The sequence below is a fragment of the Streptomyces mangrovi genome, from assembly GCF_900114215.1.
In the GTDB taxonomy this organism is placed as follows: Bacteria; Actinomycetota; Actinomycetes; order Streptomycetales; family Streptomycetaceae; genus Streptomyces; species Streptomyces barkulensis.
Genome location: NZ_FOSG01000015.1, coordinates 99,110 through 115,653, shown reverse-complemented (window position 1 = coordinate 115,653; position 16,544 = coordinate 99,110). Strand labels below are relative to the sequence as shown.

General features: G+C 72.8%; 17 protein-coding genes. 11 read left to right on the top strand and 6 right to left on the bottom strand.

Annotation, left to right across the window (positions count from 1 at the left end; translation table 11 throughout):
- The first annotated feature begins 378 nt into the window (after positions 1 to 378).
- The 8 genes from BM237_RS20325 to BM237_RS20290 all read left to right on the top strand — a co-directional run bounded on the left by BM237_RS20325 (position 379) and on the right by BM237_RS20290 (position 10,828).
- Entirely contained in the window at positions 379 to 1,251 is an 873-nt protein-coding gene (locus tag BM237_RS20325; RefSeq protein WP_093851141.1) for a bifunctional methylenetetrahydrofolate dehydrogenase/methenyltetrahydrofolate cyclohydrolase, read from the top strand.
- Complete coding sequence (locus tag BM237_RS20320; RefSeq protein WP_093851186.1) at positions 1,241 to 1,729, top strand: DUF3017 domain-containing protein; 489 nt, start codon at positions 1,241 to 1,243, stop codon at positions 1,727 to 1,729. Before BM237_RS20325 ends, BM237_RS20320 begins: the two co-directional genes overlap by 11 nt.
- A gap of 303 nt (positions 1,730 to 2,032) precedes the next feature.
- Entirely contained in the window at positions 2,033 to 3,022 is a 990-nt protein-coding gene (locus tag BM237_RS20315) for a malate dehydrogenase (RefSeq protein WP_093851140.1), read from the top strand.
- A gap of 335 nt (positions 3,023 to 3,357) precedes the next feature.
- Positions 3,358 to 4,842, top strand: coding sequence for an aldehyde dehydrogenase family protein (locus BM237_RS20310; protein WP_425443720.1), 1,485 nt, complete (start codon positions 3,358 to 3,360; stop codon positions 4,840 to 4,842).
- Between the two features lie 80 nt (positions 4,843 to 4,922).
- Complete coding sequence (locus BM237_RS20305) at positions 4,923 to 6,527, top strand: GMC family oxidoreductase (RefSeq protein WP_093851138.1); 1,605 nt, start codon at positions 4,923 to 4,925, stop codon at positions 6,525 to 6,527.
- Between the two features lie 83 nt (positions 6,528 to 6,610).
- On the top strand, positions 6,611 to 7,708 hold the full coding sequence (locus BM237_RS20300; protein WP_245793845.1) for a quaternary amine ABC transporter ATP-binding protein: 1,098 nt from the start codon (positions 6,611 to 6,613) through the stop codon (positions 7,706 to 7,708).
- Positions 7,705 to 9,798 carry an ABC transporter permease subunit gene (locus BM237_RS20295; RefSeq protein ID WP_093851136.1) on the top strand — a complete coding sequence of 698 codons (2,094 nt, stop codon included), beginning with the start codon at positions 7,705 to 7,707 and terminating at the stop codon, positions 9,796 to 9,798. Before BM237_RS20300 ends, BM237_RS20295 begins: the two co-directional genes overlap by 4 nt.
- A 73-nt stretch (positions 9,799 to 9,871) precedes the next feature.
- The gene (locus tag BM237_RS20290; RefSeq protein WP_093851135.1) at positions 9,872 to 10,828 is read left to right on the top strand and encodes an ABC transporter substrate-binding protein; all 957 of its coding nucleotides are present in this window, start codon (positions 9,872 to 9,874) and stop codon (positions 10,826 to 10,828) included.
- Between the two features lie 99 nt (positions 10,829 to 10,927).
- Here BM237_RS20290 and BM237_RS20285 read toward each other — a convergent pair whose 3' ends face one another.
- A complete protein-coding gene (locus tag BM237_RS20285) occupies positions 10,928 to 11,164 on the bottom strand; it encodes a GntR family transcriptional regulator (protein ID WP_245793812.1) in 237 nt (78 codons plus the stop codon).
- Positions 11,165 to 11,168: 4 nt separating this feature from the next.
- Positions 11,169 to 11,420, bottom strand: coding sequence for a GntR family transcriptional regulator (locus BM237_RS20280; protein ID WP_093851134.1), 252 nt, complete (start codon positions 11,418 to 11,420; stop codon positions 11,169 to 11,171).
- Between the two features lie 169 nt (positions 11,421 to 11,589).
- Here BM237_RS20280 and BM237_RS20275 point away from each other — a divergent pair, with 169 nt between their 5' ends.
- From BM237_RS20275 to BM237_RS20265, 3 genes are all read left to right on the top strand, one after another.
- On the top strand, positions 11,590 to 11,985 hold the full coding sequence (locus BM237_RS20275) for a hypothetical protein (RefSeq protein ID WP_175541075.1): 396 nt from the start codon (positions 11,590 to 11,592) through the stop codon (positions 11,983 to 11,985).
- Entirely contained in the window at positions 11,979 to 12,473 is a 495-nt protein-coding gene (locus tag BM237_RS20270; RefSeq protein WP_093851133.1) for a hypothetical protein, read from the top strand. Before BM237_RS20275 ends, BM237_RS20270 begins: the two co-directional genes overlap by 7 nt.
- 296 nt (positions 12,474 to 12,769) lie before the next feature.
- On the top strand, positions 12,770 to 13,390 hold the full coding sequence (locus BM237_RS20265; RefSeq protein WP_093851132.1) for an AMIN-like domain-containing (lipo)protein: 621 nt from the start codon (positions 12,770 to 12,772) through the stop codon (positions 13,388 to 13,390).
- A 59-nt stretch (positions 13,391 to 13,449) separates the two neighbouring features.
- On the opposite strand, the gene BM237_RS20260 is transcribed toward BM237_RS20265, so the two are convergent.
- The 4 genes from BM237_RS20260 to BM237_RS20245 form a co-directional block, all read right to left on the bottom strand.
- The gene (locus tag BM237_RS20260; RefSeq protein WP_093851131.1) at positions 13,450 to 13,884 is read right to left on the bottom strand and encodes a VOC family protein; all 435 of its coding nucleotides are present in this window, start codon (positions 13,882 to 13,884) and stop codon (positions 13,450 to 13,452) included.
- 359 nt (positions 13,885 to 14,243) lie between these two features.
- Complete coding sequence (locus tag BM237_RS20255; RefSeq protein WP_093851130.1) at positions 14,244 to 14,714, bottom strand: Uma2 family endonuclease; 471 nt, start codon at positions 14,712 to 14,714, stop codon at positions 14,244 to 14,246.
- 286 nt (positions 14,715 to 15,000) lie between these two features.
- Positions 15,001 to 15,513 (bottom strand): DUF3574 domain-containing protein, encoded by a 513-nt coding sequence (locus tag BM237_RS20250; protein ID WP_093851129.1) that lies wholly within the window; start codon positions 15,511 to 15,513, stop codon positions 15,001 to 15,003.
- A complete protein-coding gene (locus BM237_RS20245) occupies positions 15,510 to 16,484 on the bottom strand; it encodes an NsdA family TPR-like regulatory protein (protein WP_093851128.1) in 975 nt (324 codons plus the stop codon). The genes BM237_RS20250 and BM237_RS20245 overlap by 4 nt, the downstream gene beginning before the upstream one ends.
- Between the last annotated feature and the right edge of the window lie 60 nt (positions 16,485 to 16,544).

The following is a 16,544-nucleotide window of genomic DNA, read 5'->3' as shown; positions in this document are numbered from 1 at the left end:
GTCTTCCTAACGAGCGGACGGGAAACGGGGACGGTCGGGGCCGAGGGGATGTCCAGGGGGACGTCCGAAGGAACACCGCGGCGCCCCCGCAGCTCCGCTGCGTGAGGAACGGGTCGTACAAGAGCGTGCCTCCCCCGTGCGCCGCACCCGTCGGCCCCCGAGGGCACGGCACCCGCGACCATGCTGGTGGGGATGGATGACGCTGTCCAGACAAGACGAGGGGCTGTGGCGAATCCGCAATGCTCCGGCCCGGCCGGCGACGTGGAGCGAGGCGTTCCGCGACATCCCTCTCACTCTCCGTGCCGAAGGCGCCGCGTGGTGCGGCGTGGTGCGGACGCGATTGGAGACCGGACCCCCGTATCCGGGAGGATGGCCCCCATGACCGCCCAGATTCTCGACGGCAAGGCCACCGCAGCCGCGATCAAGACCGAACTCGCCGCCCGCGTAGAAGCCCTGAAGGCGCGCGGCATCCAGCCCGGCCTGGGCACGCTCCTGGTCGGCGACGACGTCGGCAGCCAGAAGTACGTGGCGGGCAAGCACCGCGACTGCGCCCAGGTGGGCATCGCCTCCATCCAGCGCGAGCTGCCCGGCACCGCCTCCCAGGAGGACATCGAGGCGGTCGTCCGCGAACTCAACGAGGACCCGTCCTGCACCGGCTACATCGTGCAGCTCCCGCTGCCGCGCGGGATCGACACCAACCGCGTCCTGGAGCTGATGGACCCGGCCAAGGACGCCGACGGGCTCCACCCGACGAACCTCGGCCGCCTGGTGCTCAACGAGCGGGCCCCGCTGCCGTGCACCCCCAACGGCATCGTCGAGCTGCTGCGCCGCCACAAGGTGGAGATCGACGGGGCGGACGTGGCCGTCGTCGGACGCGGCATCACCGTCGGCCGCTCCATCGGACTGCTGCTCACCCGCCGCTCGGAGAACGCGACGGTGACCCTGTGCCACACCGGCACCCGGGACCTGGGGGAGCATCTGCGCCGGGCGGACATCGTGGTGGCGGCGGCCGGTGCGGCGCATCTGGTCCGCCCCGAGTACATCAGGCCGGGCGCGGCCGTGCTGGACGTGGGCGTCAGCCGGGACGCGGCGACGGGGAAGATCGCCGGCGATGTGCACCCGGACGTCGCGGAGGTCGCGGGGTGGCTCTCGCCGAACCCGGGCGGCGTCGGCCCGATGACGCGGGCGATGCTGCTGGCCAACGTGGTGGAGGCGGCGGAGCGCGCCGCGGGTGCGGACCGTGTCGGCTGAGACGGGGGCCGAGCGGACCCGAGGGGCCGGGGAGGCCGGGGAGACCGAGCGGAGCCGGGAGACCGGGGGAACCGCCGGGACCGGCGCCGGCCGGCGCCGGTCCCGGCGGTTCCCGCTGATCACCCGTGACACCGCCCGCCCCGAGGGGGGCGGGCGGGCGGCCCCCGGGGACGCCCCCGCGCCCGCGCGGCAGTGGCCGCTGCTGTGCGTGCTGGCCGGGACGGCCGCCGGCCTGCTGGTGACGCTCGGCCACTTCCGCGCGGGTCTGCTGACCGTCGGCCTGTCCCTGCTCACCGGCGCCGTGCTGCGCTGGGCCGTGCCGTCGGTGGGGATGCTCGCGGTGCGCTCCCGCTTCACGGACGTGGTGACCTACGGCGTGCTGGGCACGGCGATCGTGCTGCTGGCGCTGATGGCGCAGCCAGCCCCGGTGCTGGAGATCCCCTTCCTGGAGGACATCGTCCACTTCACGATCCGCTGACCGGGACGTACCGCCGCAGGGCCGCCGCCGGTACGGACCGCCGCGGCGGCCGCGGACGCCCGCGCGGGGCGGCCCCCTGCTGCGGTTGGCCGATTCCGGACGGCATGACGGCGGGAATCCGGGGCAGGGGAATTCCCGTACCCCCCACGGGTGCGGTACGTCCCCCGCGGCCGCCCGCCGTTCCCCCCCTCCGGCGGGCGGCTGCCTCCGGGGCCGGGCCGTCGGATAGCCTGACGCCAGGTCTCTTGATGTAGAGATACGTTGGAGACCCAGCCGCCACTGTCAGGTAAAACGGAGACCGCCATGACCCGCACTCCCGTCAATGTCACCGTCACCGGCGCCGCCGGCCAGATCGGCTACGCGCTGCTGTTCCGCATCGCCTCCGGCCAGCTGCTGGGCCCGGACGTGCCGGTCGCGCTGCGCCTCCTGGAGATCCCGCAGGGTCTCAAGGCAGCCGAGGGCACCGCGATGGAGCTGGACGACTGCGCCTTCCCGCTGCTCAGCGGCATCGAGATCACCGACGACCCGAACAAGGCGTTCGACGGCGCCAGCGTCGCGCTCCTGGTCGGCGCCCGCCCGCGCACCAAGGGCATGGAGCGCGGCGACCTGCTGGAGGCCAACGGCGGCATCTTCAAGCCGCAGGGCAAGGCCATCAACGACCACGCCGCGGACGACGTCAAGGTCCTGGTCGTGGGCAACCCGGCCAACACCAACGCCCTGATCGCCCAGGCCGCCGCCCCGGACGTACCGGCCGAGCGCTTCACGGCCATGACCCGCCTGGACCACAACCGGGCCCTGTCGCAGCTCGCGAAGAAGACCGGCACCCCGGTGTCGGAGATCCGCCGCCTCACCATCTGGGGCAACCACTCGGCCACCCAGTACCCGGACGTCTTCCACGCCGAGGTCGCCGGCAAGAACGCCGCCGAGGCCGTGAACGACGAGAAGTGGCTGGCCGAGGACTTCATCCCGACCGTCGCCAAGCGCGGCGCCGCCATCATCGAGGCCCGCGGCGCCTCCTCGGCCGCCTCCGCCGCCAACGCCGCCGTCGACCACGTCCACACCTGGGTCAACGGCACCCCGGAGGGCGACTGGACCTCCATGGGCATCCCCTCGGACGGCTCCTACGGCGTCCCCGAGGGCCTGATCTCCTCCTTCCCGGTCACCTGCTCCGGCGGGAAGTACGAGATCGTCCAGGGTCTGGAGATCAACGAGTTCTCGCGGGCGCGCATCGAGGCCTCCGTGAAGGAGCTGGAGGAGGAGCGCGAGGCCGTCCGCGGTCTCGGCCTCATCTGATCCGGCCCCGCGCCGACCCCGCTTCGGGACACCCGCGCACCGAAGGCCCCGGCTCGAAGAAGCCGGGGCCTTCGGCGTTCCGGCGCCGGGCCGATCCCCGTACTCGTCCGGGTGCGTTACGTAGTGCCCGCAATGTCCTCCATATCCGTTCATTGCCTTAAATTCATTCACATAGAACCCTGATGATCATGGTTCCAGGTGTGAAGCATGCCACTTGACATGGATTAAAAGATTGGATTCCTCGGTATGGGGCATGGGACCGGGTCGCTCGGTCCGCCGGGCGGCAAGAGCACCATGCGAGGAAGGCAGTACGGAACGTGTCGGCAATCGAGACCATGCACATCGACGGGGAGTGGCGCCCCTCCCTCTCCGGAAGAACCAGGGAGGTCCTCGACCCCGCCGACGCGACGGTGCTCGCGGTCGTCTCCGAGGGCGGCGCCGAGGACGTCGACGCCGCCGTCGAGGCCGCCCGCCGCGCCTTCGACACCGGCGTCTGGCCGCGCACCCCCGTCGCCGAGCGGGCGGCGCTGCTGCGGCGCACCGCCGATCTCCTCCAGCGGGACCGCGAGCAGATCGCGCTCACCGAGTCCATGGACACCGGCAAGACCATCGAGGAGGGCCGCGTCGACGTCGACGACGTCACCGCCGCCTTCCGCTACTTCGCCGACCAGGCCGTGAACACCTCCGGCGGACGCGTGGTGGACGCGGGCAGCCCGGACGTGCACAGCGTCGTCGTCCACGAACCGGTCGGCGTCTGCGCGCTGATCACCCCCTGGAACTACCCGCTGCTCCAGGCGAGCTGGAAGATCGCCCCGGCGCTGGCCGCGGGCAACACCTTCGTCGTCAAGCCCAGCGAGATCACCCCGCTGTCCACCGTCCACCTGATCCGGCTGCTGACCGAGGCGGGCCTGCCCGCGGGTGTGGCGGGCCTGGTCACCGGCGCGGGCGACCCGGTCGGCGCCCGCCTGTCGGAGCACCCCGGCGTGGACCTGGTCTCCTTCACCGGCGGCCTGGCCAGCGGCACCAAGGTGGCCGCCGCCGCGGCCGCCACGGTCAAGAAGGTCGCCCTGGAACTGGGCGGCAAGAACCCCAACATCGTCTTCGCCGACGCCTGCGCCACCGAGGAGGGCTTCGACACCGCCGTCGACCAGGCACTCAACGCCGCCTTCATCCACAGCGGCCAGGTCTGCTCGGCCGGCGGGCGCCTCATCCTGGAGGAGTCCGTCCACGACCGCTTCGTCACCGAACTCGCCCGCCGCGCCCGCCGCATCCGGCTCGGCCGCGGCACCGAGCCCGGCGTCGAGTGCGGCCCGCTCGTCTCCCAGCGGCAGCTCGACAGGACCGAGGAGTACGTCGACTCCGCGGTCGCCGAGGGCGCCGTCGTACGCTGCGGTGGAGAGCGCCCCAAGCCCTCCGAGGCCCTCCCGGCCACCGGCTACTTCTACCCGCCGACCGTCCTGGACCGCTGCGACCGCACGATGCGCGTGGTGCGCGAGGAGGTCTTCGGCCCGGTCGTGACGGTGGAGACCTTCCGCACCGAGGACGAGGCCGTGGCCCTGGCCAACGACACCGAGTACGGCCTGGCCGGCGCCGTCTTCTCCGCCGACACCGCCCGCGCCCGCCGGGTCGCCGCCCGGCTGCGCCACGGCACCGTGTGGATCAACGACTACCACCCCTACCTGCCGCAGGCGGAGTGGGGCGGCTTCGGCCGCTCCGGCGTGGGACGCGAGCTCGGCCCCTCCGGGCTGGACGAGTACCGCGAGACCAAGCACGTCTACGAGAACCTGCGCCCCGCGCCGGTGCGCTGGTTCGCCGGCTGACCGCGCCCCGCCCGCTTCCGGGCGCCCCGGTCCACTCCCGCGCATCCCTGACGCAACACCCCTGTAGGAGCACCATCCCCATGCCCAGCAACACCACCTACGACTACGTGGTGATCGGCGGCGGTACGGCCGGCTCGGTGATCGCCTCCCGGCTCGCCGAGGACCCCGGCACCACCGTCGCCCTCATCGAGGGCGGCCCCTCCGACGTCGACCGCCCCGACGTACTGACCCTGCGCCGCTGGCTCGGCCTGCTCGGCGGCGACCTCGACTACGACTACCCCACCACCGAGCAGCCACGCGGCAACTCCCACATCCGGCACAGCCGGGCGCGCGTGCTCGGCGGCTGCTCCTCGCACAACACCCTGATCTCCTTCAAGCCGCTGCCCTCGGACTGGCAGGAGTGGGAGGACGCCGGGGCGAGCGGCTGGAACGCCATCGCGATGGAGCCCTACTACCACCGGCTGCGCAACAACATCGTCGCCGTCGACGAGAAGGACCGCAACGCCATCGCCCGCGACTTCGTCGACGCCGCTCAGGCGGCCCTCGGCGTACCGCGCGTGGAGGGCTTCAACGCCAGGCCGTTCACCGAGGGCGCCGGTTTCTTCGACCTCGCCTACCACCCGGAGGACAACAAGCGCTCCTCCGCCTCCGTGGCCTACCTCCACCCCCACATGGAGGCCGGCGACCGGCCCAACCTGGAGCTGTGGCTGGAGACCTGGGCGTACCGCCTCCGGTTCGGCGGGGAGGAGGGCCGCCGCGTCACCGGCGTCCACGTCCGCACCGCCGACGGCGAGGAGACGCTGGTGACCGCCCGGTGCGAGGTCGTGCTGTGCGCGGGAGCGGTGGACACCCCGCGGCTGCTGCTGCACTCCGGCGTCGGACCGGCCGGTGATCTTCAGGCCCTGGGGATCCCGGTCGTCCACGATCTGCCGGGCGTCGGCGAGAACCTGCTGGACCACCCCGAGTCGGTCATCGTCTGGGAGACCGACGGCCCCATCCCCGACAACTCGGCGATGGACTCCGACGCGGGCCTGTTCGTCCGCCGGGACCCGAAATCGCCCGGCCCCGACCTGATGTTCCACTTCTACCAGATCCCCTTCACCGACAACCCCGAACGGCTGGGCTACGAACGCCCCGCCCACGGCGTGTCGATGACCCCCAACATCCCCAAGCCCCGCAGCCGCGGCCGGCTCTACCTCACCAGCGCCGACCCCTCGGTCAAACCGGCCCTGGACTTCCGCTACTTCACCGACGCCGAGGACTACGACGCCCGCACCCTCGTCGACGGCATCCGCATCGCCCGCGAGATAGCGGCGACCGCGCCGCTGGACTCCTGGCTCAGGCGGGAGGTCTGCCCCGGCCCGGACATCACCTCCGACGAGGAGCTGAGCGAGTACGCCCGCAAGGCCGCCCACACCGTCTACCACCCCGCCGGCACCTGCCGGATGGGCGCGGCCGACGACGAACTGGCCGTCGTGGACCCGCGCCTGCGCATCCGCGGCCTGGACGGCGTCCGTATCGCCGACGCCTCGGTCTTCCCCACCATCCCCGCCGTCAACCCCATGATCGGCGTGCTGATGGTCGGCGAGAAGGCCGCCGACCTGCTCCGCGACGACCGCGACGAGTCCGGTGACGAGACCGGCGGCGACTTCGACGACACCACGACACCGGGAGGTGCCGCGTGACCGCAGCCCCAGCCAACCCCTCCGGCGCCCCCTCCGCGCCGGACAGCACGCCGGACACCGCGACGCCGCAGGCCGGCGACCCGGTGTTCTCCGTCCGGAACCTGTGGAAGGTCTTCGGCCCCAAGGCCGGCCGCGTCCCCGGCGACACCTCACTGACCGGGCTGTCCGCAGCCGAGGTGCGCGAGCGCACCGGCTGCACCGCCGCCGTCCGCGACGTCTCCTTCGACGTCGCCCGCGGCGAGGTCTTCGTCGTCATGGGCCTGTCCGGCTCCGGCAAGTCCACCCTGGTGCGCTGCCTGACCCGGCTGATCGAGCCCACCGCCGGCGCCCTCCACATCGACGGCGAGGACGTCCTGGCCATGGACCGGGCCCGGCTGCGGCAACTGCGCCGCACTCGCGCCGCCATGGTCTTCCAGCACTTCGGCCTGCTGCCGCACCGCACCGTCCTCGACAACATCGCCTACGGCCTGGAGATCCAGGGCGTGGGCAGGGCCGAACGCCGCGCCCGCGCCGCCGGGATGATCGAGAAGGTCGGCCTCGCCGGACTCGGCGAGCGCCGCCCCGGCCAGCTCTCCGGCGGCCAGCAGCAGCGCGTCGGCCTGGCCCGCGCGCTCGCCGTCGACCCCGAGGTCCTGCTGTTCGACGAGCCGTTCAGCGCACTCGACCCGCTGATCCGCCGCGACATGCAGGAGGAGGTCATCCGGCTCCATCGCGAGGAGGGCCGCACGATGGTCTTCATCACCCACGACCTGTCCGAGGCACTGCGCATCGGCGACCGCATCGCGCTGATGCGCGACGGCGAGATCGTCCAGCTCGGCACCCCCGAGGAGATCGTCGCCGCACCGGCCGACGACTACGTGCGCGACTTCGTCCGCGACGTGCCGCGCGAGCAGGTCATCTCCGTGCGCCGCGCGATGCGCCCGGCGCTGGCGGGCGAGGCCGACACCGGTGTGGCCCTCGCCCCCGGCACGGTGGTCGCCGAGGCGATCGAGGCCGTGGCGCGCAGCGGCGAGCACGTCCGGGTGGTGGAGGACGGCCGCACCCTCGGCGTCGTCGACCACGCCCGGCTGCTGGCCGTCGTCGCCGGACTGGACGCGGACCCGGGCGCGGGTACGGACGCGGGCACGGCACCGGACCCCGGCGGTTCCCATACCGCCGGCGGGGAGGTGGCCGCCGTATGACGACCGCCACCCCCGCCCCCTCCTCCCCGGCCCCGGAGCCGGGTAAGCCCGACAAGACCGCAGAGCCCGGCAAGGCGGCGTCCACCGCATCCGGGTCCGGACCGGACCGGGAAGGACCGCCGGGCCGCCCCGGCGCCCTGCGCCGCCTGACCGCCCGCACCCCCGGCCGGCCGCCCGCCCGCAGGCTCCTCGTCCTCGCCCTCCTCGCCCTCGTGGCGATACCCCTCGCCGCCTCCGTATGGGGCAGCGGAAGCTGGCCGGACGCCCTGACCTACGACGTCCGCTCACCGCTGGACGAACTGGACGCCTGGCTGGTCGACAACCGCGAGTCGCACTGGCTGTTCCTCTACTTCCTGCTGCACATCAGCAACAACGCGGTCTCCGCCGTCGACGGCGTCCTCGCACTCCTCCAAGGGCTCGGCTGGACGGGCGTGACGGCCGGCGCAGCCGCCCTCGCCTGGTTCGCCGGCGGCGCGGACCTCGGCCGCCGCGCCCTGCGCACCGCCGCGACCGCACTGGGCGCCTTCGCCGTGATCGGCCTGCTGGACCTGTGGGCGCCCGCCATGGAGACCCTGGCGCTGATGGCCGTCGCCGTCGCCGCCGCCGCGCTGATCGGCGCGGCGCTCGGCCTGGCCGCCGGACTCTCCGACCGCTGCGAGCGGCTGCTGCGCCCGGTGTTCGACACCATGCAGGTGATGCCGGCGTTCGCCTACCTGCTGCCGTTCGTGCTCCTCTTCGGCATCGGCACGCCCTCGGCACTGATCGCCACCGTCATCTACGCGGCGCCCCCCATGGCCCGCCTCACCTCGCTCGGCCTGCGCGGCGCCGACCCGGCCGCGCTGGAGGCCTCCGCCTCGCTGGGCGCGAACGCCTGGCAGCGGCTGCTCACGGCCCGGCTGCCACTGGCCCGCCGCCAGATGCTGCTGGGGCTGAACCAGACCATCATGATGTGCCTGTCGATGGTCGTCCTCGCCTCGGTCATCGGCGCGGGCGGCCTGGGCGACGAGGTCTTCACCGCCCTGTCGCGGGTGGACGTCGGCCAGGCGCTCGGCCCCGGCATCGCCATCGTGCTCATCGCGATCTGGCTGGACCGCACCACCGCCGCCGCCGGCGCGCGCCTGGACGACACCTCCGCCCCCGCGAGCCGCGGGCGCGCCTGGTCGGTACGGGCCGCGGCCGCGGCCTTCGTCGCCGCCGCCTCGGCGGCCGGCTCGGCCGCCCTGGGACGGCAGTGGCCCGAGCAGTGGACCGTCGACCTCTCCGCCCCGGTCAACACCGCCGTCGACTGGATCACCGACAACCTCGGCTCCGGCATCCCCCTGATCGGCGGCACCGTCACCTGGTCGGAGAACTTCGCCCGCTGGGTGCTCAACCCGCTGCGCGACGGACTCCAGGGCGCCCCCTGGTGGCTGCTGCTCCTGGCCGCCGCCGCCCTCGCCCTGCTGACCGGCACCTGGCGCACCGCCACGACCGCCGTGGCCGCGCTGGCGGCGATCGGGGCGATGGGCCTGTGGCCCACCTCGCTCAACACCCTCTCCCAGGTGCTCGCCGCACTGGTGGTCACCCTGCTGCCGGGCGTCGCGATCGGCGTCCTGGCCGCCCGGGTGCCCTGGGTGGACCGGGCCATCCGGCCGGTGCTCGACGTGATGCAGACGATGCCGCAGTTCATCTACCTCATCCCGGTGGTGGCGCTGTTCAACGTCGGCCGCACCGCCGCGATCATCGCCGCCGTGGTCTACGCGCTGCCCGCGGTCATCCGCATCACCGCCCAGGGCGTCCGGGAGACCGACCCCGGCGCCCTGGAGGCCGCCCGCTCCATGGGCGCCTCCACCGGCCAGCAACTGCGCCACGTCCAGCTCCCGCTGGCCCGGCCCGCCCTGCTGCTGGCCGTCAACCAGGGGGTCGTCCTCGTCCTGGCCATCGTCGTCATCGGTGGCCTGGTAGGCGGCGGCGCGCTCGGCTACGACGTCGTCTACGGCCTGCAGAAGAGTGAGCTGGGCATCGGCCTGACCGCCGGCGCGGCGATCGTCTGCCTCGGCGTGCTCCTGGACCGCGTCACCCAGCCCGCCGCCACCCGCGACCGGCGCTGACACGCGACCGGTGCTGACCCGAGACCCCCGACACCCCACCCCCCTTTCCGTACGACAGAAGGAACCGTTCCCCATGCACAGCAAGCGGATACGCACCACCCTGGCCGCCGGATCGGCCGTCCTCGGCATGGTCGCGCTCAGCGCCTGCGGCGCCGCCGACACCGGCGCCTCCTCCTCCGGCGGCGGCGACACCGTCACCATCGCCGTCCCCTCCTGGGTCGGCGCCGAGGCCAACGCGGCCGTCGCCAAGCACATCCTGGAGGAGGAGCTGGGCGCCAAGGTCAAGCTCCAGCAGATGGACGAGCCGGTCGCCTGGGACGCGCTCGACAGCGGCAAGGTCGACGCGATCCTGGAGGACTGGGGCGGCGTCCCCAAGAAGGAGAAGCGCTACGTCGAGGAGCGCGAGACGGTCGTGGCGGCCGGCGACCTCGGCGTGACCGGCCACATCGGCTGGTTCGTGCCCAAGTACTTCGCGGACGAGAACCCCGACGTCACCGACTGGAAGAACCTCAACAAGTACGCCGACGAGTTCAAGACCACCGAGAGCGGCGGCAAGGGCCAGCTCCTGGAGGGCTCGCCGTCGTACACCACCAACGACGACGCGATCATCAAGAACCTCGACCTGGACCTGAAGACGGTCTACGCGGGCAGCGAGGCCGCCCAGATCACCCAGATCAAGAAGTACGTCAAGGAGAAGAAGCCCTTCCTGACGTACTGGTGGACGCCGCAGTGGCTGAACGCCGAGATCGACTTCGTCGAGGTGAAGCTGCCCGAGTACACCGAGGGCTGCGACGCCGACCCGGAGAAGGTCGCCTGCGCCTACCCCAACACCCCGCTGCAGAAATACCTCAACGCCGACTTCGTCAAGGACGGCGGCGACGCCGCGCAGTTCCTGAAGAACTTCAACTGGTCGACCGAGCAGCAGAACCAGGTCGCCAAGTGGATCGCCGGCGACGGCATGTCCTCAAAGGACGCGGCGGCCAAGTGGGTCGAGGAGAACAAGTCCACCTGGGAGAAGTGGCTCCCGTAAGGAACCGGCCCCGTAAGGACCCGCCCCGCAGGGGGCAGCCCCCACGGCCACGGGCCCGGAACGCGAGATGCGTTCCGGGCCCGCCGTTCGTCTACGGACCTATTCCTCGGTCTCGGCCACGAAGCTGCCGAGACCCGGCACGGTGTACGTGGCGCCCTCCGCGCGCAGCCGGGTGAGCACCTTCTGCGCGGTGGCCTGTGCGATGCCGAACTCGGCCTGTAACTGGATCACCGAGGGCACGCGGGTGCGCGGCGGGTAGGTGCCGTCGGCGATCCGCTGCCGGATCACGTCGGCCACCTGCATCCACCGGGGTACGTCGGAGGCGAAGTCGATCAAGGGGTCAGCCGTCTGAGGTCTTGGGCTCGGGAACGACGTAGGAACCCTTGCCGGGCACTGTGTAGACGAGCTCGCGCTCCCGCAGTTCGCGCATGGCGCGGCGCGCGGTCATCTGGGCGATCCCGTACTCCTCGGAGAGGCGGGCCGGAGTCGGGATCATCCGGTCCGGCGCGTACTCACCGCTCGCGATCTTCGCTTCGATCACATCCGCCAGTTGCATGTACAGCGGGCGTCCCGACTCCGGATCAAGGCTCATGCCTTGAAGCTAGCTAGTCATACAACAGTTCGCATGGCTAGCTCTATCTACATCGTGATACATCTAGATACATCACGGTGTGATTTGCTTCACGCCGGAACGGAAAGACCCCCGCGACCGACGCAACCGGTCCGGGGGCGTGGCCACCAACTACACAGGAGTTGATGACGTGCGCGACCTTATCGCGCGTGCCCTCGGACGGGCACGCCGTCCTGTCCTCGCAGCGCTGCTCGCCCGGCTGCTTCCGGCCAGCGGCCGACACCGCAGGACCCCCGTCCAGGCCCCGGCGCCCCTGCGCCGGACGGCCTCCGCCCGGCCCGCGCCGACCGGCGCGAGTGCCGTCGCCCGGATCCCGGCGCCGCGTTCGCCGTACAGCCGTGAGCAGGCCCGGCCCCTGGACGGGGCGGACTCGGCGCTGGTGCGGCCGTACTGGGCGGCCCACGAGCGGACGGCCCACGAACGGGCGGCGCGGCGGCGACGGAGGCGGGTGCTGTGGCTGGCGACCATGGGCCTGGACCTGGACACCCGGAACATCCACGCGGCGGCCGGGGGTGCCCGATGGTGAACGAGACGGAGTACCGCTCCCCGTCCTGCGTGATCGGCCGGCACGGGCGCTGCGCCGACGGCGAACCGCGCGACAGCGGTGTCCCCGGCGTCCGCCACCTGGCGTGCGCCTGCCCGTGCCACCCCGCGCCCGGTGCGCCAGAACCCGCCGCCGCGCCGCCTCCCGGCGCCGGGCACTGGTACCGGCTGTGCTGGACCGTACGGCCGGAGCAGGACCCGTACCGGCTCCTGCCGCGCCTGCTCCACGGCGTACTGCTCGGGCAGGACGTGCCCGCGATACTGCGCGGGATGCGCGGCTGCCTGGCCCCGCCGGTCTTCCACGACCCGGCCCGCGTCCGGGCCGAGGCGGACACCGGGCCCGGCTGGACGTACGAGACCGCCGCCCTCACCATCCACGCCCGCCGTATCGCCGAACCGGCCCGACCTGCCGAACCCGCCGACCACACAGCCCCGTTCGGCTGCCCGGACCGGAGAGGGTGCCGGGGGTGATGTCCCACCGCACGCGCCGTAGGCGCCTGGAGTCGTGCACCTGGACCAGCCTCCTGGTGACCGTCTCCACCGTGGCCGTGGTCCTCCTGGCCCAGGCCGCCCACCGCGGCTGACCCGCACGGCCGCGCGCCTGCCGGGTGGGGAGGGGACGCCCACCCGGTGCGGGGCGCACCGGAGCGGTACGGCGACTTCCGGAGGGGCGTCCGCTCTTGGTAGAGGATCACCCCCTGTGTGACCGTTTACCTGCGGGATCCCCAAGCCGTCCTCATCCGGTCGCCCACTTAGCGGAGTTCACCATGCCGCGCCGTTGCGCCCTGTCCGCGACCACCCTCGCGGCCGTCCTGCTCATGGCCGGCTGCGGCGGCGGGGGCCCGAACAGCGCCGGGGAGCCCGTCCCCACGGCCGAGGAGTCCGCGAGCGTCTCCGGCCCCGGCGCCCCCTCGCCGTCCCCGGAGGCGGGCGACCGGCCGGCGGGAGCCCCGCAGGACGCGTCCAGGAAGTCGGGGGAGGGCCGGTGGACGGGCGCGTCCGCCGCTCCGGCGCTCAAGGACGTACGGGTGAGCGGCCACGACGCGTACGACCGGATCAGCTTCGAGTTCGCGGACGGGGTTCCGGACTACTTCGCCGAGTACGTGGACACGCTGCGCCACGGCGGGCTGGGCGAGGAGGTCCGCATCGCCGGCGAGCACCGGCTGAAGATCGTCTTCGTCGGAGTCACACCGCGGAGCACCTTCGAGGACCGGGAAGGCACTTCCGCCATCCGCGAGGTACGGGACCTGGGGGTCTTCGAGGGAGAGATGGGTGTAGGGATCGGTGTGGACCCCGAAGGCGGCGGCCGGGCGGGGTTCCGGGTGAAGGCCGAAGAGAACCGGATCGTCGTCGACATCGCGCACGGTCAGGCGAACTCGCAGGACTGACACCGGCCGGAGGAGTCGAGGGAGTTCCGGGGCTTCGCGGGTCCGTTCGCGGAGGGCGGTCAGTCGAGGCAGAACTCGTTGCCCTCGATGTCCTGCATCGTGATGCACGACTCGTTGACGCCGTCGGCGCGCTGCGTCAGCACGTGTTTCGCGCCGAGAGCCATCAGCCGTGCGCATTCGGCCTCAAGGGTGGCCAGGCGCTCGTCACCCACGAGCCCGGCGCCGGCCCGCACGTCGAGGTGCACCCGGTTCTTGGCGGTCTTGCCCTCGGGAACGCGCTGGAAGAACAGCCGCGGGCCCGCACCGGAGGGATCGACGCAGGCGAACCACGAGTCCCGCTCCTCGGGCGGCAGCGAGCCGCTGTAGTCGTCCCAGGTGGCGAACCCCTCCGGGGGCGGCGGTACGACGTACCCCAGTACCTCGCACCAGAAGCGGGCGAGGCGCTCCGGTTCCGCGCAGTCGAAGGTGACCTGGACCTGTCTGAGCGATGCCATCGGCCAACCGTAAGCGAGGCGATTCCTTCGCTCAATTCGTTTTGGGAGCAGGGGTTCCGGCGAAAGGGACCCTCGCGGCCGCCGCTGTGCCGTGTGGCAGGGACGGGCCGGAGCCGATGCGTCGAAGGGGCTTGCCCGCCGTTCCGGGCCGGGGCCGGTGGCGCGGCCCGGCGCGGTGAGACGCACGTGCGGCGCTGTCTGGTGAATGGAGGCCGGAGCAGTCCGTGAATCAAGCGGATGTCCTTGATTCACGGAGGTGCGGGGATGGACGAGGGAACGGACCTGAGGGAGATCGGGCGGCGGATCGCCCATTACGGGGCGCCGGCGCCGTCCGCGATGGGGACGGCGCCGGCGCGAGGTCACTCCGGGCGGAGGACCGAGGTGTCGATCTCCAGGCCGAACGGCTCGGGGAGCGTGAACCTCTCGCCGAACAGCACCCGGTGCTCCACCCGGTAGCGGCCGGAACCGTCCGGCTCGGCGAACACCGTCGCGCTTCCCTCCCCGTCCAGCGGGTCCACCAGCAGGTAGAGCGGTACGCGCGACCGGCCGTAGCCCTGCGCCTTGTTCTTGCGGTCGCGCAGGACCGTGGACATCGAGGTGATCTCACCGACGAGCAGCACGTCCTCGGCGGGGACCTGCCACTCCCGGGCGTCGCGCAGCACGGCCGACTCGCAGATCAGGAGATCGGGGACGTAGCGCTCGCCGGTGGCGGGGAGGGCGACGGTGGTGGTGTTGGTGACGGACCAGCCGCGTTCCCTGGAGTGATGGGCGAGAAGGTGGTGCAGCTCGCTGTAGATCCAGTTGTGGTGGTTCGTGGGTCTCGGAGGGATGAACCTCCTCTCCGATGAGCTCGGCTCGCAGGCCCTCGGGCAGTCCGGTCTGCTCGATCCGCGCGTAGGTGTGGAGCATGTCGTACGGTCCCCGGTCGGGCAGCGGTGTCGTCACGGGATCTTTCACGGTTGGTCCCTCGCTGTGGCCGTGCACGTTCGTGCCGGACTGCCTGCCTCACGGGGGACGCCACCATCATGCGCCAGGTGAGGGCCTCGATGCCGGAACCCGTCCCCCGCCGGAACAACGATCCGGCGGGGGACGGGACACGGGCGGGGAGGCGGGGCCTCAGAAGTCGGCGCGCACCTGCTCGTCCACCCGGCCGACGGACTCCAGCTCGTACATCCTGGTGTACCGGTTCCGGAGGTACTCGATGTCGGCGTCGCGGGCCTCGGCCTGCTCGCGGGGGTAGAGCAGGATCAGCTCGTAGGAGCGCTCGCCGTTGATGGAGCCGGTCCTGTCGCGCCACTGGCCGTAGCCCTCCTGGAGGGTGAGGCCGTCGGGGAAGCGCGGGGTGACGTACTTGTTCAGGAAGTCCATGAACTGCTCCTCGGTGATCGGCGGCTCGCCGCCGTGGCGGCCGGTGCCGAAGAAGAGCTGGGTGCGCACGTACGGCTCGGTGTGGGGGGACTTGTACGTCCCGGACGTCCCGGACACCTCGGCGCGGGCGGCGGCGGGTCTGGCGTCCCCCGTCTGGAGCGTGGTGGTGAACGCGGTGGACGCGCCCGCCGCGCAGAGCAGGGCCGCCAGCAGGACGGCGAGGCGGGTGCGGCGGGCGGGGCGGGAGGTGTGCGGTGTCATCGGGACTCCGTCGGCTCGGTGGGCGGGTGGTGGACTTCTTCCTCACCGGGCCGCCCGCGGGGGAGTTCCCGTGCGAGCAGCCCGGCCAGGTCTTCGGTGGTGCCGCGCAGCGCGCGCGGCACCCGGCGGCCCTCCCCGACGGCGGCGACCGCCTGCCGCAGGGAGTTCAGGGCGCGTACGGACCCCATGCGGGGAGCGCTCTCCGCCAGGGCGGACAGCAGGGCGTCCGTCTCGCGCCACGCGCCCGCGCGGGCCAGGACGCGGGCGAGGTCGGCGGCGAACAGGGCGCGGTAGGCGGGACCGCCGTCGGACGCGACGGCCGCGTGGAGCAGGGCCGCGGCCCCCTCCGCGTCCCCCAGGTCGGCCAGGACGAGCCCGTGGTGGCCGTCGAGTTCGGCGCGGTCGAACCACCAGCTCCAGGCGGGATCCCGCTTCGAGGGGCCGTCCGCGGACATCTCCCGGGCGGTGTCGAGGGAGCGCAGCGCCCGCGCCCCGTCGCCGAGCTGGGCGTACGCGCGCGCCTGGCGCACATGGAACAGGGCGGCCACCCGCGGCGGCAGGTCCCGCCCGGCCAGGACGGCCGCGGAGGTGCGCAGGGACGCGCGGGGGCGCATGAGGTGGGCCTGCTGCATGCTCAGCACGGAGAGCACCAGCAGCTCGATGGAGCGCTCCTCCCCGGGCAGGCGGCGGGTCAGGGCGAGCGCCCGCCGGTTGAGGCGGTACGACGGCCCGTGCCGCTCGGCGTCGAACAGGATCCAGGCGGCGACCTCGAAGAACTCCGCGAGGTCGGCGAGGTCCGCCGGGTCCGCGGCCGCTGTGCCGAGGGCCCCCACCGCCTCGGCCGCCTCGACCGCCCGCACGGACCGCAGCGCCACGGGAGCGGCGTGGCGTGCTCCCAGCGTCCGGTCGAGCGCGAGGAGTTCGGCCGTCATGGCGCGGACGTCCGGCGGAGAGGGCGGGCGGGGTTCCATCGGTTTCCTGGCGGGTTCGGTCCTGGCGGAGCCAGGAGTCAGGAGGCGGGGATCGGGAGG